Origin of the sequence: Oscillatoria sp. FACHB-1407, from assembly GCF_014697545.1 — a bacterium.
Lineage (GTDB): Bacteria > Cyanobacteriota > Cyanobacteriia > Elainellales > Elainellaceae > FACHB-1407.
Window position 1 is genome coordinate 69825 of record NZ_JACJSA010000001.1, and the last position, 26549, is coordinate 96373.

Consider the following 26549-nt stretch of genomic DNA (forward strand, 5'->3'; position numbering starts at 1 on the left):
GGTATGCGGGGTATCGGTTTTAGTCCCAATCGGGTTGTTTGGCTGTTGGCAGTGTTGCTAATGACATCGAGTTGTACCCGCCCGCAATCTGAAGCATCGCTGCGAAAAGTTCAGATTCAGCAAGCCTGGGAACTACAACCGGGAGATCAGGTTGCCGGACGCCGCATTGCTGGAAGCCTGGGTGATATCACAGTGGATTTAGATGGGGGCAAGATTTATGCTCCCTTCGATGGCTTGGTGCAACCCAATGACCTGGAGGGATGTGTGGTCTTTTCCAGTCCAGAGGTGCCTGCTTACCTGTTTCGTTGGTGTGGTGTCAGACAACCCAAATTGGGTGAGGTGAAGCGAGGTGAAGCGATCGCCTCTGCCGATTACCTGGAATTTGCAGCACTGCGACGACAACCGGATGGCAAATGGGCGATGGTGGAGCCAGCCAGTGATATCCTGCAACGAACCCTCAGTCCGCAATAGGATCTAGCCGCAACAGCCACCACCGCTAGAGTGCCGCCAATACTTCCAACTGATCAAGAATACTCCTAGCACCAGACCGATGAGGGATGCCTGGTCGGCAGTGAGCAATAAACCAAAGGGTCCATTCACGAATTCGATGAGCCCTTTAATAGCGATCGCGATAATCAAGCACAGTACCAATGCCCACAGCGTTCCAGTGTTGATGATGACTCGTTGAAAAAACCGCTCTAGCATCAGAAACGCCAGAGCACCTACCCCGGCTGAGACTGATATCAGCGTGATAATTTCGAGGGGAGGCTCAAGCAGCAGATCAAAGATGTCTCTGAGCAGCGGGTTGGTTGCATCGAGATATTTTAGAACCGAGTCCACCAGGGTTGTCAGCAACAACGTTAAACCTGCCACTTGCATCAGGTCAGACCAGGGGAGTAGTTTTAGACGCTGTAAGGGATTTGCCATCACTGAAAAAGAGATCAATTGCCTTGATTCTATCCAGAGACGGAGGAAAGTGAGTAGAGTTTGTTACTCGCGTCTAACACCTCGCGGCGTGCCCACTGATCAGCCTCGATAATGTCATCCAAAGTGGGATTGGACAGATTGCGAGAATGGTAGCGATCGCACGCCGTTTCAATCAATCGGGGAATATCTAAAAAGCGAATCTTTTCATTTAGAAATAGTTCGACAGCTTGCTCATTAGCAGCATTCAAAACCGCTGGCAAAGCTCCTCCGGCTCGACCTGCCGCATAGGCTAACCGCATACAGGGGTATTTTTGGTGGTCAGGTTCTCTGAAAGTCAACGTCCCTACTTTTACCAGATCTAGCTTTTCCCAGGTGGTGGGAATCCGATCTGGATAGGAGAGCGCATAAAGAATGGGCAATCGCATGTCGGGCAACCCCAACTGCGCCAGGATCGAGGTGTCTTGCAATTCAATCAGCGAATGGATGATGCTTTGGGGATGGATGACGATCTCAATGTGGTCATAGTCCAGCCCAAACAGAAAATGTGCCTCGATGACCTCCAATCCTTTATTCATCAGGGTAGCGGAGTCGATGGTGATTTTCCGTCCCATTGACCAGTTGGGATGTTTCAGCGCATCTGCCACTGTGACTTCGGCTAACTTCTCAACGGGTAAATCTCGAAACGCACCACCTGATGCGGTTAACAGAATGCGACGCAATCCACCCTCTGGAACCCCTTGAAGACACTGGAAGATAGCGGAGTGCTCAGAATCTGCCGGAAGCAACTTCACGCCATGCTTTTGCACTAGAGGCAATACGACAGGACCGCCTGCAATCAGCGTTTCCTTATTCGCGAGGGCAATATCCTTTCCGGCTTCGATCGCCGCAATGGTAGGAAGCAATCCGGCACACCCGACGATCCCTGTCACAACAGCTTCCGCATCACCATACCGAGCCACCTCGACCACTCCGGCTTCACCTGCCACCAAAATAGGTTGAGGGGTTAAGTCAGCGATCGCCTCTTTCAACGCGGGCAACTGGTCTGGGTCGCAGACTGCCACAATTTCAGGGCGAAACTGTCGCACCTGTTGCGCCAGCAACTCTACATTGCGTCTGGCTGCCAGACCGACAATGCGAAACTGGTCTGGATATTCAGCCACGATATCAAGGGTTTGAGTGCCGATGGAGCCAGTAGAACCGAGGAGAGTGATCGCTTTCACAATTGCTTAAGTATTGCGACGACTCCACTACTATAAAACGCGGAGGATGCATTGTCGCAGGAGTATCGTGTAAAACAGTTTTTGATGTGCTCCATCAATTTCTGTCAATGTCTCATTTGCCCCTTATTCTGAGTCTCAAACTGGATCAAATCACCTTTGAGCGGTTCAACGAATTGCGTCAGCGACACTTTCCCTCTGAACGAAACTTTCTACCCGCGCATGTCACGCTGTTTCATAAACTGCCGGGCGATCGCGAGGCAGACATTCAGCAGACCTTACAAGAACTGGGTGACATGACTCCTGTTTTACCGCTCCACTTTCCCAGCGTGCGATCGCTGGGTCAAGGCGTGGCGATCGAACTCCAGTGTCCTGAGTTGGTGGAATTGCGAAATCAGCTTGCCAGGGAATGGTCTAGCTGGCTCAGTGCTCAAGATCGGCAGGGCTATCGTCCCCATATCACGATTCAAAATAAGGTTTCGGCGGGTGAGGCGCAACAGCTATATCGACATTTACTCAACCAGTGGCAACCCTTAGAGGGGCGTGGAGAGGGTTTGCTGCTATGGCGGTATGAAGGAGGACCGTGGACGTTGGTGAATGAGGTTTTGTTTGTGGTTAATGGTTAGGGGGCAAGGGTCAGGGGTTAATGGTTAATGGTCAATGGGCAATGGTTAATGGTCAATGGTTAATGGTCAATGGTTAATGGTCAATGGTTAATGGTCAGGGGTCAGTGGTCAAGGGTCAATGGTCAGTAGTCAATGGTCAGTAGTCAGGGGTCAATGTAGCGATTCTTACTCCCCCACTCCCCACTCCCTCACTCCCTCACTCCCTCACTCCCCTACTCCCCATTCCCCACTCCCTCTCGTTCAACTCAGTTAACCCAATGTTTTGCCCGTTCGACTGCCTTTTGCCAGGTGGTAAATTGGGCGATCGCCCGTTCCGTATTTGAACTGGGTTCAAACACTCGCTCGACCTGACGTTGGTCTGCTAACTCGGCATCGGTTTTCCAGAAGCCGATCGCTAGCCCAGCCGCAAAGGCGGCTCCCTGAACAGTGGTATCGAGCAGGGCAGGACGCTCAACTGGAATGCCCAAGATATCCGCTTGCATCTGCATCAAGAAATCATTCTGACAGGCACCGCCATCCACGCGAAACCGCTCGATCTGCACGACGCCCGATTGGTTAATCGCCTGCACTACCTCCTTCACCTGGAAGGCGATCGCCTCTAACACTGCACGAACTAAGTGCGATCGCTGTGCTCCTCCAGTCAGCCCTAAAAATGCGCCACGGGCATCCATATCCCAATGGGGCGCGCCTAACCCGCTAAAGGCTGGGACAAAATACACTCCGGCGGTGTCTGGCACCTGTTGCGCTAAGGCTTCTGTTTCAGCCGCTGTTTGAATCACCTGCAAGCCATCCCGCAACCACTGAATGCAAGCCCCTGTGGTGAACATGCTGCCCTCCAGTGCATAACCAACTGTAGATTTCTCATTGGTATCTTGCTGAGTCCAGGCGATCGTGGCAATGAGCTGATTTTGAGAACGAATAATGTGCTCCCCTGTGTGAGCTACTAAAAAGCTGCCCGTACCATAGGTGCATTTCACCAAACCGGGGCGATCGCACCCGTGACCAAACAACGAGGCTTGTTGATCTCCCAAGATAGCCGTGATGGGAATTTCAGCCCCCATGACTTGAGCATCCGTTGTGCCAAAGTCGCCTAAACTGGGTTGAATTTGAGGCAATATCTGAGCAGGCACACCAAATAACGTCAGCAAAGATTCATCCCACTGGTGGGTTGTAAGGTTATATAGCATCGTGCGACTGGCGTTGCTGTCGTCTGTCGCATGAACTCTACCGCCTGTGAGCTTCCACAAAATCCAACAATCAATCGTTCCAGCGAGCACCGCATCCAGCGAAATTGCCGCAGGTTGTACGACGTTTTCCAGTAGCCAACTGAGTTTGGTCGCTGAGAAATAGGCGTCAATTACTAACCCCGTCCGCTCTGTAATGTCTGCTCCATAACCCTGCTCTTGCAACCGTTGGCAGTGAGCCGCTGTACGTCGATCTTGCCAGACAATCGCATTGTGAAGCGGTTGCCCCGTTGTGTTGTCCCATAACAAACAGGTTTCTCGTTGCACCGTCAGCCCGATCGCCCGAATCTCAGAAGGTTGAATTTCCGCTTGCTGCATTGCCTCCTGCATTACTGCACAGGTGGCATTCCAAATTTCCATTGGGTCATGTTCTAACCATCCGGGTTGAGGATAGTGCTGTGTTAGCTCTCGGTAGGCTTGACCTACCACCTGTCCAGCAGGATTGAACAAGAATGCTCGATTCCCGGTGGTGCCCAAATCTAACGCCAGAATGTAACCCGACGGGGCGATCGTGAATGGTTGAACTGTGACCATTGATGTGTTGTCGAACTCAACTCAAGTGCTGCTAAGACCCAGCTGAGGGAGAACTTCACATCGTCACCCCCTGAGATGGCAGTAGCTGTCATTGTAGAGTGTATGTCGTTTCGGATTCCCTCGGAATCGTTTTTCAGATCCTCGAAGTCGTTGTGAACTGACCTACCCAGGATTAACCGTTCATTTAGTATGGACGGTACAAATCAGTGTTCAACAGACGAGTTCTTGGCTCTCGTTGAGGTCAGTCGCTGATAAAATTCCAGAATGGCAACGCGCGACGGAGGACAGATGAGGAAAGTGCAGTATCACGGAGGATGCCTCTGTGGAGCAGTCCGTCTGGAAACTGCTGCTGAACCGTTTCGGGTGGGCATTTGTCATTGTTTAGACTGTCGCAAGCACCACGGGGCGATATTCCATACATTTGCGGTGTTTCCTGCCGATGCCGTCAGCATTATCGGCACGACAGCCGACTATCGTGGACGCTATTTTTGCCCAGTTTGCGGATCCTCCCTCTTCAGCCGCTCGGCTGACGAAATCGAAATTCCTGCTGGCACCTTCGACACGCCGAACCAAGTAATACCCACCTATGAGCTTTGGATGTGTCGTCGGGAGAATTGGTTGCCCCCGTTCGACGTTGCACGTCGATATGAGCGCGATCGCGAAGGGACAGCACGCACCGAACCATAACCGAAACTCAGCCTGACACTTCGTCAGCTATGGTTTCATCGCTGTGAATATCGAACGTAACAAAAGCTTTCTGCGTTCGATGGTTTGATGTATCAATTGGTTACTCAGGCGATCGCCGTTGCTTGAGACGAGATGATCTGCCACTGATTGTTGGTTTTTGAGTAGACACGGGTGTAACGATAGATCCCGGTGAAGGGTTTCTCGTCTAATTTACCGACGATACTAATTTTTGAGTTCGTTAGAGTAGTTGCATCGTATGCCTGTAGAATAAATTCACTACTTTCGTAGGTGCTAATTTTTAACTCTCCCGATCGATAGAGAGCCAGGTTTTGCGCCTTGTTTAACACAATTCCCTGGGGTGTCACAAAGATCGCATCCTCTGCTATTAAGCGATCGAGCGTTTCAATATCTTGCTCTACAATGGCACGGGTAAATTCAGCCTCCAGCGTTTCAACATCGTGTTTGATAAGTTCGTACATAACTCGTGTTTGATTAGCAGCCGTTACTCAACTTTCACACTATCTTGGCGTTGATCCGCGAGTTGACGCACCCTCTTCCAGAGAGAAATATCGTGTTGGTAAATGCTCAACGCTTTGATAGCATCCCTGGCATCAATAGCGGTGCCCTCTTCTACAAGAGAGAACAGAAACTCTAGAGCCATGTCGTAACGGAGAGTGGCGATCGCCAACAACCCCGTTCGTCGCACATCGCGATCGTTCACCTGTTTCCACCAGTCCTGCAAGATTTCAAACGCTTCAGGTCGGCGCGACTCTGCCAACGCCAGCGCAATGGCTTCGGCTTTTTCGAGGGATTCTGGCGAATCTTGCTCAGTATAGTAATAGAGCAAGTCTTGAACCAGAGGTAGCGAGGGAATTGGTGCCAATGAGAGTAAGGCGATCAGACATTCGGACAGAACCGGAGCCGTATCACCCACTTTGACACGCAACCGCAGGAGGGGAATGCCCTGGTCACTGCCACTGTAGGCGATCGCTCGTGCCGCTCCAATGCGGGCTTCAGATTCGGGGTCTGCCAGTAAATCTGCCAGTTCGACCATGACCTGCGAGTAGTTCATCCTCACCAAGCCCAGAGCACAAGTACCCCGCAATCGGGGAGCCGTATCTACCTGCCCACCCCAAACGGGTTCCAGTTGTACGTGATGAATGCCCTGTAAAAACGGGGTTTCGTCGCTGTAATTTAAGCGATACAGCGTTTCAGCGATCGCCTGTTTAGCCCGACACCCCGGATCGCTGTCCTTGGCATTCAGCATAAACCGACCAAAAGCAGAAACCAGTTCGGGGACAAAGCTCTGCATCTCAAACTCACCAATCAGTTGAGCCACCTGAGCCACGATTATGGCGTGTTTGCTTTTAAGAATCTGGTGCAGTGTAGCAATGCCTGCCTCTGAAGTGGGATCGTGCCGAATCTGGTTGAAGTCGGCGGTGAGGTCTTCTAATTTGCGAGACTTTGCCATAATGCAGGGGACGAATCGTAGAAGCTGCTTCAATCAGCTTCATTCTAAATCTAGTGCTCCCGCAGGGCATATCCCACCCCACGCACTGTGTGAATGAGCCGCTTCTCCCCTTGCTCCTCTAACTTTAAACGTAAGTAACGAATGTAAACTTCAATAATGTTGGAGTCACCCATGAAGTCATAGCCCCAGACCTTTTCTAAGATCTGGTCACGGGTGTAAACCTGACGAGGTTTGTTGAGCAGATACTCCAGCAAATCAAATTCTTTAGCGGTGAGTTCGATCGCCCGTTGACCCCGCAACACCTGACGAGTACGCCGATTCAGGTACAGATCCTCAAACTGCAACACGTTTTCATCCACTTCTTGAGTGCGGCGTAGATGGGCGCGAATTCTTGCCAACAGTTCCTCAATGCTAAAGGGTTTGACGACATAATCATCTGCTCCCGCATCTAACCCCATGACGCGATCGCCCACTTCATCACGCGCTGTCAACAAAATCACCGGAACCTTGCTCCCTGTTGCCCGCAAGCGACGACACAACTCAACTCCTGTTAAACCGGGCAACATCCAATCTAAAATTGCCAGATCCAACTCTGACTCCCGTGCGAGAGATAAGCCTGACATGCCATCGTGAGCGACACTCACGCGATATCCTTCGCTATCTAGCTCCAACTCAATAAAGCGAGCCAGTTTCACTTCGTCTTCTACTAAAAGGATGTGTGCTGTCATGCTATCTCTCCTTATCAGGTCATATTAGACCTTATGCCCCACCTACACTGGACTCAATCTCAATCGGCTCTTGATAGAAAACAGTAGCCTATCTTTCTACCGATAGTTTTCCGTGTTGACAGTCAATTGGCGATCGCGGGCGCAGTCGTTCTAATAAAATTTCCTTTTACTCTAATAAAAATACTCTGGAGAAAAATGAGTTTTTGCTGAGCCAACCCATAGCATTTGCTGAAAAGTGAGGGTTGCCATGCAATTGCTGCCCCGAACTTATTTAATTTTTATTCCTAAGCGATCGCTCCAAGATATGCAGAATCTGGGATGAGGTCAAGATGATTGCCTCAATGGAGTCATCTCGTCAGTTCTGCGCCTACCAACCTGCTGAAACGGTATTACTTTAAAGATTGCTACTACTTTAATATGATGCGGCTTCAGATCATGCGACTAAAGTTTTTGAAGGACATAATTAAAGACATAATTTATGTTGGGGTTACCTGTCTAATTGCATTGGCTGTTTTAGGAGTGCCAGCGATCGCCCCCATAGGAAAGCAGTTATCCATCGCCACCGCTCAACCTCCCTCCCACACTGAACCGATTGCCATTGAGTGGCTAAAATTTCAGGTTCCATCAGACCAACACGCCCAATTTATCGAACAGGATGCAGCCATTTGGACACCTGTTTTAGCCAGCTATCCTGGGTTTCAACATAAGGAGATCTGGACAAATCCCGATCAACCCAACGAACTTGTGATTGTCATCCATTGGGCAAGTTTTGAGCAGTGGCAAGCCATTCCTCAAAGCGTTCTAGATAACACCACGCAACGATTTCACGAGGCGATGGGGGCAGAATATCCTCCAGAATCAACGGGATTTCGTCTGGCATGGAGTTCTGAGCAGGGCTGAAGCGTGATTCACGTCAATTCGGTTTCCAGATCGGGCGGTTTTAATCACCACAATTCGGCGTTGCTGAGTGCAGGTCTGATTCTTGAAAACGCACTACGACTGTAGGGGGTTTCGCGAAACGCCCCTACGAAATTCATACATTAGATCAGCAACACCCAAAATTCTGATTTCGAACTCACGTTATTTAAGTCTCATTCCGCATTGGCAACACGGTTGCAAAATCGCCTCATCAGTAAAGCCTCATTGGTAAAGTCGTGTCAAAAATTGAGGCAAAACAGATCACTTTAAAGTAAGACGCAGTTCGATTTATAGCCGTAGTCACCTCAGTTAAAACAAAGCACTCAACAGGACAGACGTGATTTATCGCGTCTGTCTCGGCAGGACTCAAATTCAATGTCCTAATGATGGTGGCGATCGCGATACATCGTCTGCTCAATACGCTTCAAAACATATTTGCAGCCTCCCCCATTAAACCGTCGGGACAAACTACGGAACGTTTAAGGCTGATTTGAAATCCTTACCGGGAAGCCTTCGTAGAACTCAGGGAAGTTAAATCTTTTTCTTAATCAAAACTCATATAACCATTCTGCAAGAACGGCACAATCTGAGTTCAAGGGCAGATCATGGTTGTGTTGACAGACGGCAGGGAGATGCTCACCCTCCTGACCGATGAGTTATCAGCCAAAATCAGCGATATCCCTAAATAATTAGTTCTGTTGAGTGAACCAGAAACACGATGTCTTCAGGAAACTTCCCATAGACTAATACTAATTCAAGAAAAATCAACTACAAATTTTTGTGTGGGCTTGGCACATCAGGCTCCAAGAAATGATGAGTTGCAAGAATTTTTACAACGAAGCCAAGGTAGTGTATGACTTCTCCAATTGTGACGTCTCAACTTCAAGCGAAACTTTCTCTCCTGGAAAAATATCAATCCGTTCGTCAACTGAGCGAATGGATCTGTCAGCCCCTCGCGGTTGAAGATTACGTGATTCAAAGTATGCCTGACGTTAGCCCCCCTAAGTGGCATCTGGCACATACAAGCTGGTTTTTTGAGACATTTCTATTAGTGCCCAATCTTCCTGGCTACGAGGTTTTTCATCCCAAGTTTGGCTATTTGTTCAACTCCTACTATGAGGCGGTAGGACAACGCCATCCTCGTCCTCAACGCGGGTTACTCTCTCGCCCTACGGTCGAAGAGATCTATCGCTATCGTGCTTATGTAGATGAAGGGATGCGATCGCTCCTGTCTCAATCACTCGATCCCTCAGTCGAGTCTCTGGTTGTGTTAGGGCTACATCACGAGCAACAACATCAAGAGTTACTGCTGACCGACATTAAACACATCCTCGCGCTAAATCCTCTACGTCCTGCCTATCGAGCCGACCTTCCCCTTTCAAATACCAACGCAGTTCCCACAAAAGAACAGTGGCTCGATTACCCCGGAGGACTCTATTCCATCGGTTATGACCAGAACGAGTTTGCTTTCGACAACGAATCCCCCTTACACAAGGTCTATTTGCACGACTATTACCTCGCCTCAACCCTCGTCACCAACAGCGACTATCTAGAATTTATCGAGGCAGGAGGCTATCAAAAATCGGAATATTGGCTCTCAGAAGGCTGGGCAACCCTTCAAAAAGAGCAGTGGCAGGCTCCACTGTATTGGGAGCACATCGACGGCAACTGGTGGATTATGACGCTGGCAGGGCTACGTCCCCTGGTAGAAGATGAACCTGTTTGTCACGTTAGCTTATTTGAGGCAGACGCTTACGCACGTTGGGCAGGTAAACGATTACCCACCGAGGCGGAATGGGAAGTGGCAGCAACCCCAGTGGCGATCGCAGGCAACTTACTGGAAAGTGGCAGACTGCATCCCGCTCCAGCAGTGGGAGCAACACGACCTGATCAACTTTTTGGGGATGTCTGGGAATGGACTCAAAGCGCGTATTTGCCCTATCCCGGTTTTCAGCCCGCCGCTGGAGCTGTTGGAGAATACAACGGCAAGTTCATGTGCAATCAAATGGTGCTGCGAGGCGGTTCCTGTGTCACTCCCCCAAACCACATTCGTCCAACCTATCGCAACTTTTTTCCCCCATCTACCCGCTGGCAGTTTTCAGGCATTCGTCTTGCCAAGTAAATTTTGAACGCTTCTTTAACCCCCATAGGAACTTTTCATGAGTGCAACATTGACTTCCAATTCCCCAGTTCTCGGCTCTCCGATTCAGCTCTATGATCTTCATCCTCCTTTAGAGGACTTACGAGCAGAAGTGTTGCGGGGATTAAGTCAACCTCAAAAGTCGATTTCTCCCAAGTTTCTTTACGACAAGCAAGGCGCAGAATTATTTGATGCAATCTGCACGTTAGATGAGTACTATCTGACTCGCACTGAGATGGCGATTTTGACAACCCATGCTCAAGAGATTGCCGATTGGATTGGAGATGGTGCTTTGATCGAGTTTGGGAGCGGCAGTAGCCAAAAAATTCGGGTCTTGTTTGACGCGATGGCTTCACTCCCAACGTATGTAGCACTAGACATCTCTAAACAACATCTCCAGGAATCGTGTGCCGATCTGGTCAATGTTTATCCAAACCTGTTGGCGATCGCCATCTGCACTGACTATACTCAATCGTTTGAACTGCCAGCTATTCCAGCGATCGCTGATCAACGTCGAGTTGGTTTCTTTCCCGGTTCATCCATCGGTAATCTAGAACCTGATGAGGCAGTTGAATTTCTCAAAAATGTTGCTGGAGTGCTCGGTGCCAACGGACGGTTATTAGTTGGAGTTGATTTAAAGAAGAGCACTGCCATTTTAGAGCCTGCCTATGATGACGCTCAGAGAGTGTCTGCTGCCTTCGCAATGAACCTGTTAGCCCGCATTAACCGAGAGTTGGGAGCCGACTTTGATCTCAACCAATTTCACTATCGGGCGTTTTATAACCCCATCGGGCGGATCGAAATGGGACTGGTGAGCCACATCGATCAGACCATCCACTTTGATGGAGTAGAGATTCCTTTTCGTCAGGGTGAAACCTTGCGAACCGAATACTCCTATAAATACAACCTTGTTGAATTTCAACAGCTCGCAGAACAGGCAGGCTTTCAAACAAAAGCCATATGGACTGATCCACAACAGTGGTTTAGTGTGTACGGTCTAGAAGTTATGCCACCCTCCCTTCGCCAGACACCTGATTAGGATCAGCAATCCAATCACCTCTCACGAAAGGGTGAACTGGGTTTGAAATTGATGGCACTCACACAACCAGGAGAGCAATTGTAAAGTGATATCTCCGTTATGAGTGAAAGGACTTGAGTCAGTTTCTGTGTTTCCTACTAAGCATTGCAGCAGTCGTCAGACTCTAAGGTGAATGATTTTGGGGTGAGGATGTGCCACAACCATACGGCACATCCTCATTTATTTAGGACAACCTCAGCAGTCAACTGAAGCCAGAGGAATCCGACACGAGCACATAAAACCGATGAGTCGTTTCACTCTAAACCATACATAACAATCGACCGCTGCCTGGAGCAGTCTTTAAACTGTTGAGAGTTGTAGTTCTACAGTTTCGTAATCTCACACATCAATGCATAAATTTAGGAACAAAATGATGAAATTTTGATCCAAACGAGTATGATAGCAAGTATGATGAGTGGTCATTCGTCATCAGCACGATCAGTTCAGTAAAAACTGACAAGTCGCGTCACCACTACAGAATTCCGACTAGAATTCAAATTCCCGATCCATAGAAGGAGAACTATACCAAACATGGCTACCACACAAGAGCGATCGTCAAGCAAGTCAAAGAGACGAGTAACTGCTGCCGCCGTTCCGAAATCGATGATTGAGAAAGCTTCTCTCACACTTGCTGACCTACCAGAGAAGCCGAAGGAGACGTTGCAGTTGCGAGAGGCGATCCAATTGTTGGTAGACCCCATCACAACGGCACTGGCAAAAGGTTACAGCCGCGAAGAAATCGTCACGCTGTTGAACGACAAAGGGATCGATATTACGACTGCATCTTTGCAGTACTACCTGATGCGGTTCCGTCAGCAAGCACCTAAAACCAAAGGCAAGACTCGCAGACCTCGCCGCAAAAAGGGTGAAATCGCTGAATCAACTGTTGAAAATATCAACGGTTCTGCTCCTGCCAGTGAAGCGGCTGCCCCGATTGAGACTGCAACGACTACTGTATCTGAGCCTGCAACAGAACCCGCTCCTAAAAAGCGACGTGGACCTGCAAAGGGAAGCACCCCTAAAACTACCACTAAGCGAGCCGCAGCGAAGGCTAAACCTGCTGTAGCTGAAACTGTTGTTGAGTCAGACAAGCCAGCTACAAAAACTCGGAAACCTAGATCAACCAATACGGCTAAGGCATCCGAACCAAAGGCAAAGCCAGCGGCAAAGAAGACTTCAACTCGTGGATCAACAACACGCAAGCCCAGAGCGGCTAAGCCAAAAACCACCTGAGCCGTAGCAGACAACTAAGTCAAACTTTGTTGTCGTTCTGATGATTGGCTGGTTTCGTGAGATAACCAGCACAGGGGAATTGCCTGATTACTAACAGTGCACAGTGAATGAGTTGAGAGAGGTTTACCGATTAAGGTGTACCTCTCTTAGTTTTTAGGTTGCTTAGTACTGCTATTCATAGATAGGGTTTGGAAATAAAACCAGAGGGGTGTGGGGGCTGCGCCTCCAGCCAGGGGTTTCACCCCTGCGCCCCAGATTCCCACCCTTATTTACGACGAGTTGTACTTAGACATGGAAAAATCCACAACCATTGTCTACTTTAGGGATAAGGGCATCTTTGTAAGCCAGTGCTACTATGGTCAAACTGGCGATCGCACCTACCGAGACAGCCTTTTATCAATCATTTGTTGCTATTACCGTGTGTTGTTAAGGAGTGGACGCTGATGTTGCCCTCATCCTCCTACGAACAGATTCTTGACTCTGTTATTGCATCAATTGACTATACGCAGGAGGAGTGGGAGTGTTTTCTTCAACAATTTCTGCACAAAAAGAATTATCAAACCTGGCTAAAACAACAAGGAGTCCGATCAGAAACGTTTGAAACATGGGTCAAGCGAGAACTCGCCATTCGTAAGTTTCAACAGCGGCAATGGGGTAAAAAAGTCAGTTCCTACTTTCTCGATCGCAAACATCAACTTGATCAAGTTGTATTCTCCCTAGTTTATCTACAGGATAGAAACGTTGCTCAAGAACTCTACTTTCGGATTGCTGAGGGAGAACAATCCCTGGCGGAAGTTGCGCACATCTATTCCGAGAAAGCAGATGCACCTGTCGATGGCAAAGTCGGACCCATTGAATTAGGTAAGCTGCATCCTGAACTAGCCCGCCTCTTCTATGGAGCACGTTCGGGGCAACTCTGGGAGCCGTTTGTGCTGGATGAGTGGATTGTGATTGCTCGGTTAGAAGAAATTATTCCGATTCAGTTTGACGATCTGGTCAGACAATTTCTGCTCAATGAATTGCTAGAGAATTGGTTACAAGAGCAGATTTGCCAGCGTTCTTCGGGATAGAAGCGCAGGTAGCGTTAAAGAAGTACTTTTTTAGATAGAGTGCTGTGAATTAAAACACGTCGTCGTGTAGATCAGCCCATCAACTCAAGGCTGATGTTCACTCTGAGGCATGTGTCAGAATTAAAGAGTGGATCATCAATACCAACATAACATCAACACAATAATTAACAATGGGCTTATTAATGGTGGACATGGACGGTACGCTCCGAATGCCACTCGAAGGGAAACCTTATTTTCAGCACCCTCAAGATCAGTGCATTATTACAGGAGTAGATACCGCCCTTCAGGCTTACAAAGACAACTGGACGATTGTTGGCATCACCAATGATGCTGGCGTTGCATTGGGATATAAGTCATTACATACGTGTGTTGAGGAACTGCAATATACACTGCAACTCGTGCCCGAACTTGAGGAAATATATGTTTGTCCTGACTTTAACGGTAGACGGTGCTGGCGGGTAACTCGTCAGAGTGTCCATAATCACAGTCAAACACGTTGGTTTCGGCAATATTCTATACCGCAACCAGGGCTGTTAAAGCTCGCGATGGTACGACACAATCAACTGCCCGAAGATTGTCTGTATGTGGGCGATCGCCCCGAAGATGAAGAAGCGGCTCGACGGGCAGAGGTGTCGTTTCAGTGGGCGTGGGCGTGGATTGCACGACATCAAGCAGAGGCAGCTTTTAAGTTGCGTTAAACTCGGTCGCCATTTTGAAGTTTGGTTTTGTGATTTCGGATTAAGCCAGGGTTGAGCGAGTTTTAGCGGGTGAACGCCTCCCGCTTCTCTTTGCCTCCTGGAATGCTGCCTTTATCAGGTGATATGAGTTCAAGTTCAAGCAGTCAATTTCAACGAAAAAAGCCATTACAACAGGCAATTGCAGGAGCAATCACAATTTTCTTACTGTCGGGGTGTGATGTCATTCGCAACATGCCTCCAATTTTGCCAACGTTTCCTCTTCCGTCATCCCCTTCACCCTCCAGTGCAGATGCGGCTCAGTCAGCCGCCGCAGCCCAAATGGAGAGTGATGTATTGCAACAAATTAACGCCATTCGTCAACAGAATGGGCTGAGTCCCTTGAAGGACAATCCCAAGTTGGCGCAAGTTGCAAGACGATATAGCCAACGCATGGCAGAACAAAACTTTTTTAGCCACACGGCTCCTGAAGGAGACACGATGGTCGATCGCGTGCGATCAGCCCGGATTTTTTACTTTGCGTTGGGTGAGAATCTGTTTAAAGGCACCAATCTTCCTGATCCTGCCACCGATGCAGTTGAGGGTTGGATGAATAGCCCCGGACATCGACGCAATATTTTGCAACCTGAATACCGCGAGATGGGTATTGGCGTTTGGCGTCAGGGCAATACGTATTACTTCACGCAGCTGTTGATGCGATCGCTATAACTGCTCCAGCCTCGTACGGCTAAAACTGCTATATATCTCATACACTTCCTTCTACGACTGCCGTTTGCTACACTTCAAACCTTAACTTTTCAGCAAATTCCAGCATTTCTGAAACGTCTCCGTGATACTCTTTTCGGGTTAAGTCACTAAACGAACAATCTGTAGAGTCACGGATTGAGACAATCAATTGTCGTTTGGAGCAACGCTGTGATTGAGGGAGTGCTATGAGTTATCGCATGGATCGCCGTGCTTATGCTGAAACCTTTGGACCCACGGTGGGCGATCGCGTCCGGTTAGCCGATACAGAACTCATTATTGAAGTGGAACGTGACTACACCACCTATGGCGATGAGGTGAAGTTTGGCGGTGGCAAAGTCATCCGAGATGGCATGGGACAGTCGCCGATTACCAACGAGGGGGGAGCCGTTGATGCGGTGATTACCAATGCACTGATTCTCGACTGGTGGGGCATTGTCAAAGCCGATGTGGGGATCAAAGATGGCAAGATTGCAGCGATCGGCAAAGCCGGCAATCCCTACATTCAAGACAACATTGACATCATTATTGGACCCGGAACCGAGGCGATCGCTGGCGAAGGCATGATCCTCACCGCTGGGGGCATCGACACGCACATTCACTTTATTTGCCCCCAACAGATTGAAACGGCGATCGCCTCTGGCATCACAACCATGATTGGCGGTGGCACTGGACCTGCTGCCGGAACCAACGCCACCACTTGCACGCCCGGGCCCTGGAATATCTACCGGATGCTACAAGCGGCAGACGACTTCCCGATGAATTTGGGCTTTTCGGGGAAAGGGAACACCTCTCAACCCGATGCCCTGGAAGAGCAGGTAGAAGCCGGAGTCATCGGGTTAAAGCTACATGAAGACTGGGGAACGACCCCCGCGACGATCGACACTTGCCTCAGTGTTGCTGAAGACTACGACATTCAGGTGGCGATTCACACCGACACCCTGAACGAAGCAGGCTTTGTCGAAGATTCGATTGCCGCCTTCAAAAATCGCGTCATCCACACCTATCACACGGAAGGCGCAGGTGGGGGGCACGCACCCGACATTATTAAGGTGTGTGGCGAGTTAAACGTGTTGCCCTCTTCCACCAATCCGACTCGTCCCTACACCGTCAACACGCTCGAAGAACACCTCGACATGCTGATGGTGTGCCATCACCTCGATCGCAGCATTCCCGAAGATGTCGCCTTTGCAGAGTCGCGGATTCGCCGCGAGACGATCGCCGCTGAAGATATCCTGCATGATCTGGGAGCCTTCAGCATGATCTCGTCTGACTCGCAGGCGATGGGACGAATTGGCGAGGTGATCATCCGCACCTGGCAAACGGGACACAAAATGAAGGTGCAACGTGGGAAGTTACAGGAAGATGGCGATCGCAATGACAACACCCGCGCCAAACGCTACATCGCTAAATACACCATTAATCCCGCGATCACACATGGCATTTCAGAATATGTGGGTTCTGTAGAAGTCGGTAAACTGGCAGATCTTTGTCTGTGGCGACCTGCTTTCTTTGGGGTGAAACCCGAATTGGTGCTCAAAGGTGGCATGATTGCCTGGGCGCAGATGGGCGATGCAAACGCCAGCATTCCCACCCCGCAACCCGTTCACATGCGACCCATGTTTGCCAGCTTTGGTGGAGCCAGACACGCCACTTCCCTCACTTTCTTGTCGCAAGCGGCCCTGAAGAAGGACATTCCCGACAAGTTGAAGTTGCACAAACAGGTTGTTGCAGTGTCTAACATTCGGCAACTCACGAAGAAAGATATGAAGCTCAACGATCTGACTCCCCAGATTGAAGTTGATCCCGAAACCTATGAAGTTCGCGCCGACGGAGAACTGCTGATTTGCGAACCAGCCACATCTCTACCCATGGCACAGCGTTACTTTTTGTTCTAACGAGCTTTCCTGACACAAGCAGGGAACCGAACCAAACGTCTCGATGTCTTCTCTTGAATAGGGATGTTACAGGCAAGAGGATTGGAGGAACCTTTCCTCAATGCCTGGTTCATATGAAATTCGGGTGTTGCTGATCTTGGGAATGAATTATAGCCCTACGCATCTGCATTAGGACATCAGGGGGTGTGGGGGCTACGCCCCCCAGCCAGGGGTTCCACCCCTGCACCCCGTTCTAACCTTAGTGAGTACTGCTATAGTCGCAAGTAAGAGGCGCGTACAGGTTGAAACAATTTGCCTGAAGGGAGTGATAAAACTTGCTTCTGCAAAACTGGTGTTGTTCGACCGAATTTGAGATTAAACCTGATGGAGTCAATGTTGCTGATTCAATAAAGATTCCTGAATCCATTCCTTACGTTCTGAAGAAAATAATATGATGTGAGCGAGGCATTTTGTCTTGAATTTGAGTTGTTCATCTGCCCCTGTCGTTTATCGGCTGTCTGCTCAACATCAAGTATTTGGTGGAGTTTAGAGAGATGAAACTTAAAATTTCAAGTACTTGGGTCTTGTTGGTGGTCATGGGATTGACACTACCCGTTAAAGCTGCAAACTCTGACCACATTCGGCGATTGCTAGACACGAACACCTGCCCCAGTTGTGATTTAAGCGGGGCTAACTTGTCTGGTGCCAATTTATCGAGAGCTAATCTAGCCAATGCCGATCTCCGGTTTGCCGATTTAAGGAACGCTAACCTGAGCTATGCCGACTTGCGGGGTGCAAATTTGAATGGAGCGAACTTAAACGGCGCAAACCTGCAAGGAGCAAGATATTAGCTCGACATCAATTTAAGATTTTGGCTTTGATAGCAACTATTGAGACAATTCAGACAAGGGTTGTGGGATTACACCCCTGACCAGAATTCTAGCCTCAGCCAAATTTGTCCTGACACAATCCAGTTATGGATGAGCAGGGATAGCCCAGATAGGCAGTTGATCCACCTGTGCTACTGTTAGTTCGACGTAGGTGGTCTGACTTTCGTTAACCCAATTCAACCCAAAGTACCCTTCCTCCCCATCGTGGGTATGCGGACCAGTAACCAGCACCGAATAGCGTCCCTGTTGACGAGCACGATTAAACGGTGAGCCTGCAACCCAATGCCAGCGAGAGGCAAAGATAATGCGACCGATATCTTCAACCCAGTCTCGCTTGCCCTGGAGATGGTAGACACGCTCCACCTGATCAAAGCCTGTATTGCCATCAAACACTCCACCTACAGAGACAACAATCAACTGCGGATCGAGCCATTGTTTGAGATAACGGGCTGCGCCGAGCGACACCTGAACACCACCACTGGTTCCCAACAAAATCACCCTGAGTGGTTGTGGGGCATTGGGTGAAATGGGGTGGGTAGCGTGCATTCGCTCCAGGATGGCAGTAGCAATGCCCTGGTTGTAGACAACTCCATAGCGATCGTCCGCAGAGATGGCAAACCGCCAAAGGTTGCGAATTTTGATCAACACACCGAAACTCTCTAACCAGCCTTCAGCAGACTCGATCGCATCCCAAAATGGAGCCAACAATCGTTGGTTTGCTCCTAAACTTTGATTGGCAGCTGAGTAGGGGAACACATCCGATACCGTGACGCAGTCAGGATGCAGTTGGACGAGGCGATCGAGAAAAAATTCTTCACCGGGTGTCAATTGATTTGCAGAAAAGTCTCCTACTCCAGGCAAAAAGATAATGTAGCAACTAACGTTTGTGGCGGTTGTCGATGGGGTTATCGATTCTGGATTCAGGTGCGGGGGCGATCGCGTCGGTAGCTCAGTCGTTACTCCCAACCTTTCTGCCTCCTGACTAAACCACCAGACCAGGGTTCCCACTGGGGAAGAGATGCCCCAAATCAACAGTAATACGCCTGCCAGAATCAATAATTTTAAGGTTCCTCCTCTCAACCAGAGCAGTGTACGCCAAAGTATGTTTAGGATAAATTGCATGAGTTAAAACATATAGCTAAAGGCAGAAGGCAAAAGGGAGAGAACAGAAGGTAGATAATGAATGTGGTTTTTTAGCGGATAAAGTAACCTCGACATTTGCAGAGTGATTAACGCGATGCGTTGAGTGAACGAAACACCGCATTCACAAAACTATATGCGCTGGATCAAATCAGATCAGAAGAAATGATGTCATCTACCGTGAGCTGTAAACAATATGAGGGTTGAAGCATCCACTGGAGGAGTCTTAAGAACGCTCAAAAAAGCTCTGATTCTAGACGCAGATTACTATGAAAGTGCTCGAAATACGCTCAGAATTCGTCGTCTTGCACTCACAATTGTCACATTAGCAGCAGGTTCCCACGTTTTAGGAAGCGCGGTTATTTTGTTAATCAACCGTGCTTCGCTCCCAATGATGATCCTGGCACTTGGGTTGGATGGGGTTGCTGTCGTAGCGGGATATTACTTCTGGACATTCACCATCTGGAAAGTGGGACAGTGGATGAAGCCGATCGACCCTACCTATGGCGATTTACTCAGTCCCATTGGGTTTGCTTACGCTCCTCAGGTGCTCAACTTTCTGACGTTGATTCCTCTCTTGGGGCGACCCATTGAATTGGTGTTAGCCGTTTGGAGCTTGCTGGCGGTGATTGTTGCCGTCCGCCAAGGGTTAGACATTACAACACGACGAGCCATGTTTATCTGTTTAATCGGTTGGCCCTTGATTCAAGTGGCGATCGGGTTTGTGCAGGTGCTAGAGCAGGAATTGGTGAAACTGGGGTAAAGTTTTTAGGCGGACTGAGCAAAACAATAGTACGATTGCTCTACAGAGTTGGTCTGTAGTAGCTCTATGGATGCATGGCGTGATTTGAATGATTGCGTGATTCTTGGCATTGATCCGGCGATCGCCAGTATTGGGTTTGGGGTGATCCAGGGCGATCAGGCATTGGATTATGGGGTCATTACCACGCCTGCCAATGCCCCGATGTATGAGCGGTTGAGCCAGATTCGTACGGATGTTCAGGAGCTATGTCAGATGATGAAACCTGACATCGTTGCGCTGGAGATGCCCTTTTTTGGACGCGAAAACACCAATGCCACTAAAGTGATGCGGGCGTTAGGCGTGATCGAGTTAGCCCTGGGCGACTGTGGGTTGACAGACCTGATCTTTTTACATCAATCGCAGGTCAAAGCTGCCGTTGCCCAATACGGAGCTAACAAGTATGAGGTCAAACAAGCTGTCATGCAGATCTTTAAATTGCCAAAACCACCCTCACCGGATGACAGTGCGGATGGCTTGGCGATCGCCTATGCGGCACAGTGTGGAGCACGCGCGAACGTGGCTTAGCCAGCTTAACGACGCACACTTGCACCGTTTTGCATGGGTTCCTCAGCTTCGGCTAACCCAAACACCTGGCTAAAGATCTTGTCTACTTTATAGCCAGAGTCAATGGATTCCAACGGGTCTTTGCGGAGACGGTGACGCAGACACAGCCCAATGACTCGGCGAATATCGTCAACGGTAACTTCAGTGCGTCCCTCCAGAGCCGCGATCGCCTTTGAGGCGCGATTTGTTACAATATCGCCACGCAATCCATCTACATCTAACTCAGCACAGACTTGAGAGATGTTAACCCGCAGGTCGTAGTCAATCTTGACGAGAGAAAGCCGCTCTTGAGCACCAACGAGCTTTTCTTGCAGCGCGTCTTGTTGAGTCTGATATTTCTCCAAAAAGGTTTTGGGGTCTTGGTCAAACTCGGTGCGCTGTTCCACAATTTGAACCCGCAAAGCTGGCTCTTTGACCGTGCGGATCTCAGCGTGCATGCCAAAGCGATCGAGCAATTGAGGACGTAATTCGCCTTCTTCGGGGTTGCCAGAGCCAACCAGCACGAAGCGGGCCGGGTGACGAATCGAAATGCCCTCACGTTCAACCGTGTTCCAACCAGAAGCCGCCGAATCGAGCAACACATCAACGAGGTGGTCATCTAACAGGTTGACCTCATCGACATAGAGAATGCCGCGATTAGCTTTGGCGAGCAACCCCGGTTCAAAGGCTTTCACCCCTTCTGATAGAGCCTTTTCAATGTCGATCGTGCCGCAAACTCGGTCTTCGGTTGCCCCCAGAGGCAAATCAACCATCTGCACCTTTTTACGGGCAACAGCAATGGGTTCTCCCTGCTCTAACTTTTGCTTGATCTCATCGCTCATCAAGTCCGGATCGGTGGGATGGCTGCTAAAGGGATCATCTGCCACTACTTCGATTTCGGGAAGCAGGTCAGCCAATGCCCGAATGGTGGTGGATTTACCCGTGCCGCGATCGCCCATGATCATCACTCCACCGATTTTGGGGTCGATCACATTCAACATCAACGCCAGTTTCATCTCTTCTTGACCGACGATCGCCGTAAAAGGGAACACTGGACGACGGGCAAAGGAAGAATTGGCAACGCTGGTGGAAGTAGAAGAACTCACAGGACTACCTAAATACTAAAAAAACATTAATCACTGTTTCTCATTTTGCCACACAGCGACGCTTGAGAAGGCTAAAGGAGGAAGGATAAAGGATAAAAGAGAAAAAGCAGGCGAGTCAATTCGCAAGCTTCGGCATGAGCTAATCAAACGCTACCAGAGTCGAGGATGCGTCAATTAGAGCGTGTCAGTCACCTTTTCCATCCGCTTCACATATCAATAGCAGGTTAACTAGCAAAGTTCGTTGAAATGGACTAAAACCCTCTCCTAGCCTGCTTTAGCAGACTTGATCCCATGAGCCCGCACTTTAGTCGCGGGTGGGTTAGGGCGAAGACAGGATGGGGTTTTACACAAAATTCTGGACACACCCCAAGTTTTTATCAGGCACTCGGCATCTATCCTCCATCTCTCGTTCTTTATCCTTCATCTCTCGTTCTTCATCCTTCATCTCTCGTTCTTCATCCTTCATCCTCTATCTTTCATCCTTTATCCTTTATCCCTTATCCTTTATCCTTTATCCCTTATCCTTCATCCTTCTCCCCTCTCTTTCCTACGCATGATGCTACACAGGCTGTTTTCGGCCTATCCCTGAAGTGGAACAGCAGCAAACAGGAGATCCCTATGGCTAATTTAGTAGAGACAGCAAACAGTGCAGGTTCATTCAATACTTTAATGACGGCTTTAAAGGCGGCTGACTTGGAGGCAACCCTGAGCAGTCCTGGACCTTTCACAATCCTGGCACCGACCGATGAGGCATTTGAGCAACTGCCCCAGGGAGAGTTAGACTCCTTGTTGCAAGACCCCCACAAACTCAAACAAGTCCTGCTCTATCACGTCATTTCTGGAGATGTGCGATCGGACGATTTGATTGAAATCGATGAAGCACCCACCGTTGAGGGTACGCTTGTGGCAGTCGAGCAAGCCGAAGATGGAGTGCGAATTAACGACTCAAGAGTATTGCAGATGGATATTTTGGCAGAGAACGGAGTCATCCATGTGATTGATGGAGTGTTAATGCCAGTCATTATGGGATAACTCTCCACGGGATAGCTCTCTGCCCGCCCTTTGCCATGTCCGATAGGGTGGGAAAGGATCACTCTTTTGGACAGTTCTAGGGGATGAAGCGGCATCCTCTCCATTGTCTTACCTTCAGAGTGGGATGCAGGATTGATGGGGCATCCTGTTGATGACCAGCGACCCATGACCCATGATTAAAAACTCGTGACCAGAGACTCATGACCGCATAGGCGTGAGCACATTAGAATTAGGGTAGTCTATCTCATTCAGTATGTTCAGTAAGTACTGAACGTTTAAAATTTGCTAGTATTAAGGTAAAGCTATGTTAAGTAACTTGATTCACCTGATACACCCTTGATAGAACCTCCCGTTGAACAACAACAGTTTGTGGAAGAAGTCGGCTTGATGTTTGAGCAAGTCGGGCTGCCCCGCATGGCAGGTCGTATCTTTGGATGGTTGCTGATCTCACAACCTCCTCATCAATCTCACAGTGAGTTGGCCGAGATCTTGCAAGCCAGTAAAGGTTCCATCAGTACGATGACCCGTTTATTGATGCAATTTAGCTTGATCGAGCGAGTCGTGATTCCGGGCGATCGCCGCGATTATTTCCAAATCAAGCCCAACGCCTGGGCACAGATGACTCAACAACGGCTGATGCAAATTTCTGCTTTTCGCAAACTGGCCGAACAGGGTTTGCAATTACTGGCGAGTGCACCCTCTACCCAACAGCAGCGGCTCCAAGAAATGCACGAGATTCACACATTTTGGGAACGCGAGTTGCCTCTGCTTCACCAACGCTGGGAGCGAGAACAGCACGACAAGCAAAAAGCGTTGATGGCTAAAAGTATTCACTCTAATAAAACCTAACGATTGACTCCTACCTTAGATGGGTCGCAACTCGCGACATTCGTATTTCCCGCACATTCAGTTCCTAGAGGACAATGGTCATGCAACTTCCGTTAATTGGTAAGGTTCGTCAGCCTGCTCCCTGGGTCATTGCCCTGTTGACGGTTGGCATTATTGGAGCGGGGGCGACCACAGCCGTAATTGTGCGTCAGCAATCTGCTGCTCCAGACATCAGCACCCTAACAGAAACCGTTCAGTCGCAACCGCTCACCGTGCGAATTACGGCTAGTGGTACGGTGCAACCGTTTCAAACCGTCAACCTTAGCCCTAAGACGACTGGCATTTTGGCAGAGCTTTATGTCGAACAGGGCGATCGCGTCCGCCAGGGGCAAATCATCGCTCGCATGGAGAGTGACAGTGTACGGGCTGAGATGGCACAGGCGCAAGCGCGGGTTGCTCAATCAGAAGCCCGTTTGGCAGAACTGCGAGCCGGAAGCCGTCCTCAAGAGATTGCTCAACGACGAGCGGCGGTTGAACAGGCGGAAGCGCGAGTCGTCGAAGCACAGGCACGGCTCGATCGCGAGAATGACCGAGTCGAGCGGAATCGCATCTTGTTGCAAGAGGGAGCCATCTCTCAAGATGAATTTGATGCCATTTTGCGGGATGCCGCCACAGCCCAAGCCACACTAGAGCAAAATCGGGCTGGAGTGCGCGAGGCAGAACAGCAGTTAGCCCTGACTCGTAGTGGTAGCCGCGCTGAAGAGATCGCAGCGGCAGAAGCAGAGCTAGCCGAAGCCCAAGGACGACTGCAAGCCGTGGAAGTGCAAATGGAAGACACGATCATCCGTGCTCCGTTTGATGGCATTGTGACCCAGAAGTACGCGACGGAAGGGGCATTTGTCACACCAACGACCTCTGCATCGGAGGCAAGTTCTGCTACGTCAACTGCCATTGTGGCAGTTGCCAGCGGACTCGAAGTGTTGGCGGAAGTGCCAGAAGTCGATATCAATGCCATTCAACCCGGTCAAACGGTAGAAGTGGTTGCCGATGCTTACCCCGATCAAGTCTTTCAGGGTCGAGTCCGATTGGTAGCCCCTGAAGCGGTAGTTGAGCAAAACGTGACTTCCTTTCAGGTGCGGGTTGATTTGACCAGCGGACAGGACAAATTGCTGTCAGGGATGAATGTCGATCTGACCTTTTTGGGCGATCGCCTCGACAATGCCCTGACCGTTCCCACCGTGGCGATCGTCACTAAAGATGGGGAAACAGGGGTGCTGGTTCCTAATGACGAAAATCAGGCAGAGTTTCGCCCTGTGCAATTGGGCACTGCTGTTGGTGACCAAACCCAGGTTTTAGAAGGCTTAGAACCGGGCGAGCGGGTCTTTATCGATCTACCTCCTGATCAAAAACAGGAATGGATTCAGCAGGAGCAATAGAAGGAAAAGGATAAAAGATGAAAGATAAAGGATAAGAAATGAATTCCAACTCGCTTCAATCCTGCTAATCGAGATTATTTCAGTTCTTGCAATTCACTTTTTCGAGTTTTCATCCTTTAGTCTTCATTTCCTCAGTCTTATGCTTCAACTTTTACTTTTTAGTCCGCTCTTATCCTTCATCATTTAGACTTCATCCTTTTTCTATGGATATCTTTGAAAGCATTGGAATGGCTGTCAGAACGTTGACGGCTAACAAGATGAGAAGTACGCTGACCATGCTGGGCATCATCATCGGCAATGCGTCGGTGATTACGATGGTGGGCGTGGGTGAAGGGGCAAAGCAATATGCTTCTGAGCAGTTTGAGTCGTTGGGACCCAATGTGCTGTTCATCATTCCTGGCAATGATGAGTCGCGCAACCGAACTCTAAACTTGCCGCGTAACTTGACCTTAGAAGATGCAAACGCGATCGCCTCTCAGGTTCCCTCAGTGGACGAGGTGTCTCCTCAGTTGCAAAATCAGTATCCGGTTACCTATCGCAGTGAAACAGCAAGCACGTTGGTGACGGGCACGACGCCTAACTTTACAACGGTTCGCAGTTTTGAAGTTGAGCGGGGTCGTTTCTTCACCGATCTCGATCTGGAGCGCAACAACCGAGTTGCGGCAATTGGCGCAGATATTGCCAACAGTTTGTTTGGCAACTCAGACCCGATTGGGCAACAAATTCGCATTCGCAACCTCAGTTTTGAAGTGATTGGGGTAATGGAGGCAAAAGGCGCATTTTTAGGTAACAACCAGGATGATGTGGTCTTTATTCCCCTGACAACGATGTCCAGTCGGCTCACAGGCAACTCCTCCCCCTATGGCACAGAGGTGACGTTTATCTCAGCCACCGCCAGAGATGAGGCATCGGTGGGAGCCGCACAGTTTCAGATTACGAACCTGCTGCGGTTACGCCACAAAGTGGTGAATGAGGACGACTTCACAGTGCGCACTCAAAAAGACGCGCTAGAGATTGTCAGCAATGTGACGGGTGCTCTGACGTTGATGTTGGCAGCGATCGCCGGAATCTCCCTCTTCGTCGGTGGCATCGGCATCATGAACATCATGCTGGTGTCGGTGCGTGAGCGTACCCACGAGATCGGTCTGCGGAAGGCGATCGGGGCATCGCAACAGGATATCTTGGTGCAGTTTATGATTGAGGCGATTATTTTGGCAGCGATCGGTGGCATTGTAGGAACAGCGATCGGTACAGGCGGCGTGATGTTGGTTAGCAGCCTGACTCCCCTTAAAACTGGCGTTTCGACCTCAGCCGTCGTGGTAGCAGTGGGTGTCTCTGGGGCGATCGGGCTGTTCTTTGGAGTAGTTCCGGCGCGGCAAGCTGCAAAACTCGATCCGATTGTGGCGTTGAGGAGTGCGTGATAGAGAAAGGATAAAGGATAAAGGATAAACGATAAAAAATAAACTCATATATCGTCTTCATCCTTTACACTTTTTCTCTCTGGCTTCGTTCAATTTCATCCTTCATCGTTCTTTCATCCTTTATCCTTCATCGTTTATCCTTTTCTCTTTCATCCTTTATCC

Annotated in this window: 27 protein-coding genes; 19 read left to right on the forward strand and 8 right to left on the reverse strand. The window is 49.4% G+C overall.

Features of this window, described 5'->3' with window-relative positions; genetic code table 11:
- Window positions 1–3 precede the first annotated feature (3 nt).
- A complete protein-coding gene (locus H6G89_RS00295; protein ID WP_190503026.1) occupies window positions 4–471 on the forward strand; it encodes a hypothetical protein in 468 nt (155 codons plus the stop codon).
- Window positions 472–474: 3 nt separating this feature from the next.
- On the opposite strand, the gene H6G89_RS00300 is transcribed toward H6G89_RS00295, so the two are convergent.
- Window positions 475–927 (reverse strand): peptide chain release factor 1, encoded by a 453-nt coding sequence (locus H6G89_RS00300; protein WP_190503028.1) that lies wholly within the window; start codon window positions 925–927, stop codon window positions 475–477.
- Between the two features lie 29 nt (window positions 928–956).
- A complete protein-coding gene (locus H6G89_RS00305) occupies window positions 957–2147 on the reverse strand; it encodes a 1-deoxy-D-xylulose-5-phosphate reductoisomerase (RefSeq protein ID WP_190503030.1) in 1191 nt (396 codons plus the stop codon).
- A gap of 107 nt (window positions 2148–2254) precedes the next feature.
- On the opposite strand from H6G89_RS00305, the gene H6G89_RS00310 reads away from it, so the two are divergent.
- Window positions 2255–2770 (forward strand): 2'-5' RNA ligase family protein, encoded by a 516-nt coding sequence (locus tag H6G89_RS00310; protein WP_190503032.1) that lies wholly within the window; start codon window positions 2255–2257, stop codon window positions 2768–2770.
- 245 nt (window positions 2771–3015) lie between these two features.
- On the opposite strand, the gene glpK is transcribed toward H6G89_RS00310, so the two are convergent.
- On the reverse strand, window positions 3016–4548 hold the full coding sequence (gene glpK / locus H6G89_RS00315; protein ID WP_190503034.1) for a glycerol kinase GlpK: 1533 nt from the start codon (window positions 4546–4548) through the stop codon (window positions 3016–3018).
- Between the two features lie 264 nt (window positions 4549–4812).
- On the opposite strand from glpK, the gene H6G89_RS00320 reads away from it, so the two are divergent.
- Entirely contained in the window at window positions 4813–5235 is a 423-nt protein-coding gene (locus H6G89_RS00320; protein ID WP_199336445.1) for a GFA family protein, read from the forward strand.
- Window positions 5236–5339: 104 nt separating this feature from the next.
- Here H6G89_RS00320 and H6G89_RS00325 read toward each other — a convergent pair whose 3' ends face one another.
- The 3 genes from H6G89_RS00325 to H6G89_RS00335 are packed head-to-tail and all read right to left on the reverse strand — an operon-like array spanning window position 5340 to window position 7434.
- Window positions 5340–5714, reverse strand: a complete 375-nt coding sequence (locus tag H6G89_RS00325) for a nuclear transport factor 2 family protein (protein ID WP_190503036.1) — start codon at window positions 5712–5714, stop codon at window positions 5340–5342.
- A gap of 23 nt (window positions 5715–5737) precedes the next feature.
- Window positions 5738–6706, reverse strand: coding sequence for a hypothetical protein (locus H6G89_RS00330; protein ID WP_190503038.1), 969 nt, complete (start codon window positions 6704–6706; stop codon window positions 5738–5740).
- 50 nt (window positions 6707–6756) lie between these two features.
- Window positions 6757–7434: a response regulator transcription factor gene (locus H6G89_RS00335; protein WP_190503040.1), complete on the reverse strand. Its 678-nt coding sequence runs from the start codon at window positions 7432–7434 to the stop codon at window positions 6757–6759.
- 504 nt (window positions 7435–7938) lie between these two features.
- Between H6G89_RS00335 and H6G89_RS00340 the strand changes: the two genes are divergently transcribed.
- From H6G89_RS00340 to H6G89_RS00385, 10 genes are all read left to right on the forward strand, one after another.
- Complete coding sequence (locus tag H6G89_RS00340) at window positions 7939–8334, forward strand: TIGR03792 family protein (protein WP_199336446.1); 396 nt, start codon at window positions 7939–7941, stop codon at window positions 8332–8334.
- 871 nt (window positions 8335–9205) lie between these two features.
- Entirely contained in the window at window positions 9206–10474 is a 1269-nt protein-coding gene (egtB, locus tag H6G89_RS00345; RefSeq protein ID WP_190503042.1) for an ergothioneine biosynthesis protein EgtB, read from the forward strand.
- Window positions 10475–10511: 37 nt separating this feature from the next.
- Window positions 10512–11531, forward strand: coding sequence for an L-histidine N(alpha)-methyltransferase (egtD, locus tag H6G89_RS00350; RefSeq protein ID WP_190503044.1), 1020 nt, complete (start codon window positions 10512–10514; stop codon window positions 11529–11531).
- A 570-nt stretch (window positions 11532–12101) separates the two neighbouring features.
- Window positions 12102–12803 (forward strand): hypothetical protein, encoded by a 702-nt coding sequence (locus H6G89_RS00355; RefSeq protein ID WP_190503046.1) that lies wholly within the window; start codon window positions 12102–12104, stop codon window positions 12801–12803.
- Between the two features lie 291 nt (window positions 12804–13094).
- On the forward strand, window positions 13095–13247 hold the full coding sequence (locus H6G89_RS00360) for a hypothetical protein (RefSeq protein WP_190503048.1): 153 nt from the start codon (window positions 13095–13097) through the stop codon (window positions 13245–13247).
- Window positions 13247–13873 (forward strand): peptidylprolyl isomerase, encoded by a 627-nt coding sequence (locus H6G89_RS00365; protein WP_190503050.1) that lies wholly within the window; start codon window positions 13247–13249, stop codon window positions 13871–13873. The genes H6G89_RS00360 and H6G89_RS00365 overlap by 1 nt, the downstream gene beginning before the upstream one ends.
- 170 nt (window positions 13874–14043) lie before the next feature.
- Window positions 14044–14571, forward strand: a complete 528-nt coding sequence (locus tag H6G89_RS00370) for an HAD hydrolase-like protein (protein WP_190503052.1) — start codon at window positions 14044–14046, stop codon at window positions 14569–14571.
- Between the two features lie 123 nt (window positions 14572–14694).
- The gene (locus H6G89_RS00375; RefSeq protein WP_190503054.1) at window positions 14695–15276 is read left to right on the forward strand and encodes a CAP domain-containing protein; all 582 of its coding nucleotides are present in this window, start codon (window positions 14695–14697) and stop codon (window positions 15274–15276) included.
- Between the two features lie 224 nt (window positions 15277–15500).
- Window positions 15501–17210: an urease subunit alpha gene (gene ureC / locus H6G89_RS00380; RefSeq protein WP_190503056.1), complete on the forward strand. Its 1710-nt coding sequence runs from the start codon at window positions 15501–15503 to the stop codon at window positions 17208–17210.
- 533 nt (window positions 17211–17743) lie between these two features.
- On the forward strand, window positions 17744–18040 hold the full coding sequence (locus H6G89_RS00385; RefSeq protein ID WP_190503058.1) for a pentapeptide repeat-containing protein: 297 nt from the start codon (window positions 17744–17746) through the stop codon (window positions 18038–18040).
- 123 nt (window positions 18041–18163) lie between these two features.
- On the opposite strand, the gene H6G89_RS00390 is transcribed toward H6G89_RS00385, so the two are convergent.
- Window positions 18164–19201, reverse strand: a complete 1038-nt coding sequence (locus H6G89_RS00390; RefSeq protein ID WP_190503060.1) for a hypothetical protein — start codon at window positions 19199–19201, stop codon at window positions 18164–18166.
- Window positions 19202–19415: 214 nt separating this feature from the next.
- Here H6G89_RS00390 and H6G89_RS00395 point away from each other — a divergent pair, with 214 nt between their 5' ends.
- Window positions 19416–19982, forward strand: a complete 567-nt coding sequence (locus H6G89_RS00395; protein ID WP_190503062.1) for a YIP1 family protein — start codon at window positions 19416–19418, stop codon at window positions 19980–19982.
- 66 nt (window positions 19983–20048) lie between these two features.
- A complete protein-coding gene (locus tag H6G89_RS00400) occupies window positions 20049–20546 on the forward strand; it encodes a crossover junction endodeoxyribonuclease RuvC (protein ID WP_190503063.1) in 498 nt (165 codons plus the stop codon).
- 5 nt (window positions 20547–20551) lie between these two features.
- Here the strand turns inward: H6G89_RS00400 and bchI are convergent, their stop codons facing one another.
- Entirely contained in the window at window positions 20552–21670 is a 1119-nt protein-coding gene (gene bchI, locus H6G89_RS00405; protein WP_190503065.1) for a magnesium chelatase ATPase subunit I, read from the reverse strand.
- A gap of 618 nt (window positions 21671–22288) precedes the next feature.
- On the opposite strand from bchI, the gene H6G89_RS00410 reads away from it, so the two are divergent.
- From H6G89_RS00410 to H6G89_RS00425, 4 genes are all read left to right on the forward strand, one after another.
- On the forward strand, window positions 22289–22702 hold the full coding sequence (locus H6G89_RS00410) for a fasciclin domain-containing protein (protein WP_190503067.1): 414 nt from the start codon (window positions 22289–22291) through the stop codon (window positions 22700–22702).
- A 336-nt stretch (window positions 22703–23038) separates the two neighbouring features.
- A complete protein-coding gene (locus H6G89_RS00415; protein ID WP_242059766.1) occupies window positions 23039–23551 on the forward strand; it encodes a GbsR/MarR family transcriptional regulator in 513 nt (170 codons plus the stop codon).
- An 80-nt stretch (window positions 23552–23631) separates the two neighbouring features.
- The gene (locus H6G89_RS00420) at window positions 23632–24966 is read left to right on the forward strand and encodes an efflux RND transporter periplasmic adaptor subunit (RefSeq protein WP_190503069.1); all 1335 of its coding nucleotides are present in this window, start codon (window positions 23632–23634) and stop codon (window positions 24964–24966) included.
- A 203-nt stretch (window positions 24967–25169) separates the two neighbouring features.
- Window positions 25170–26387 (forward strand): ABC transporter permease, encoded by a 1218-nt coding sequence (locus H6G89_RS00425; RefSeq protein ID WP_190503071.1) that lies wholly within the window; start codon window positions 25170–25172, stop codon window positions 26385–26387.
- The last annotated feature ends 162 nt before the right edge of the window (window positions 26388–26549 follow it).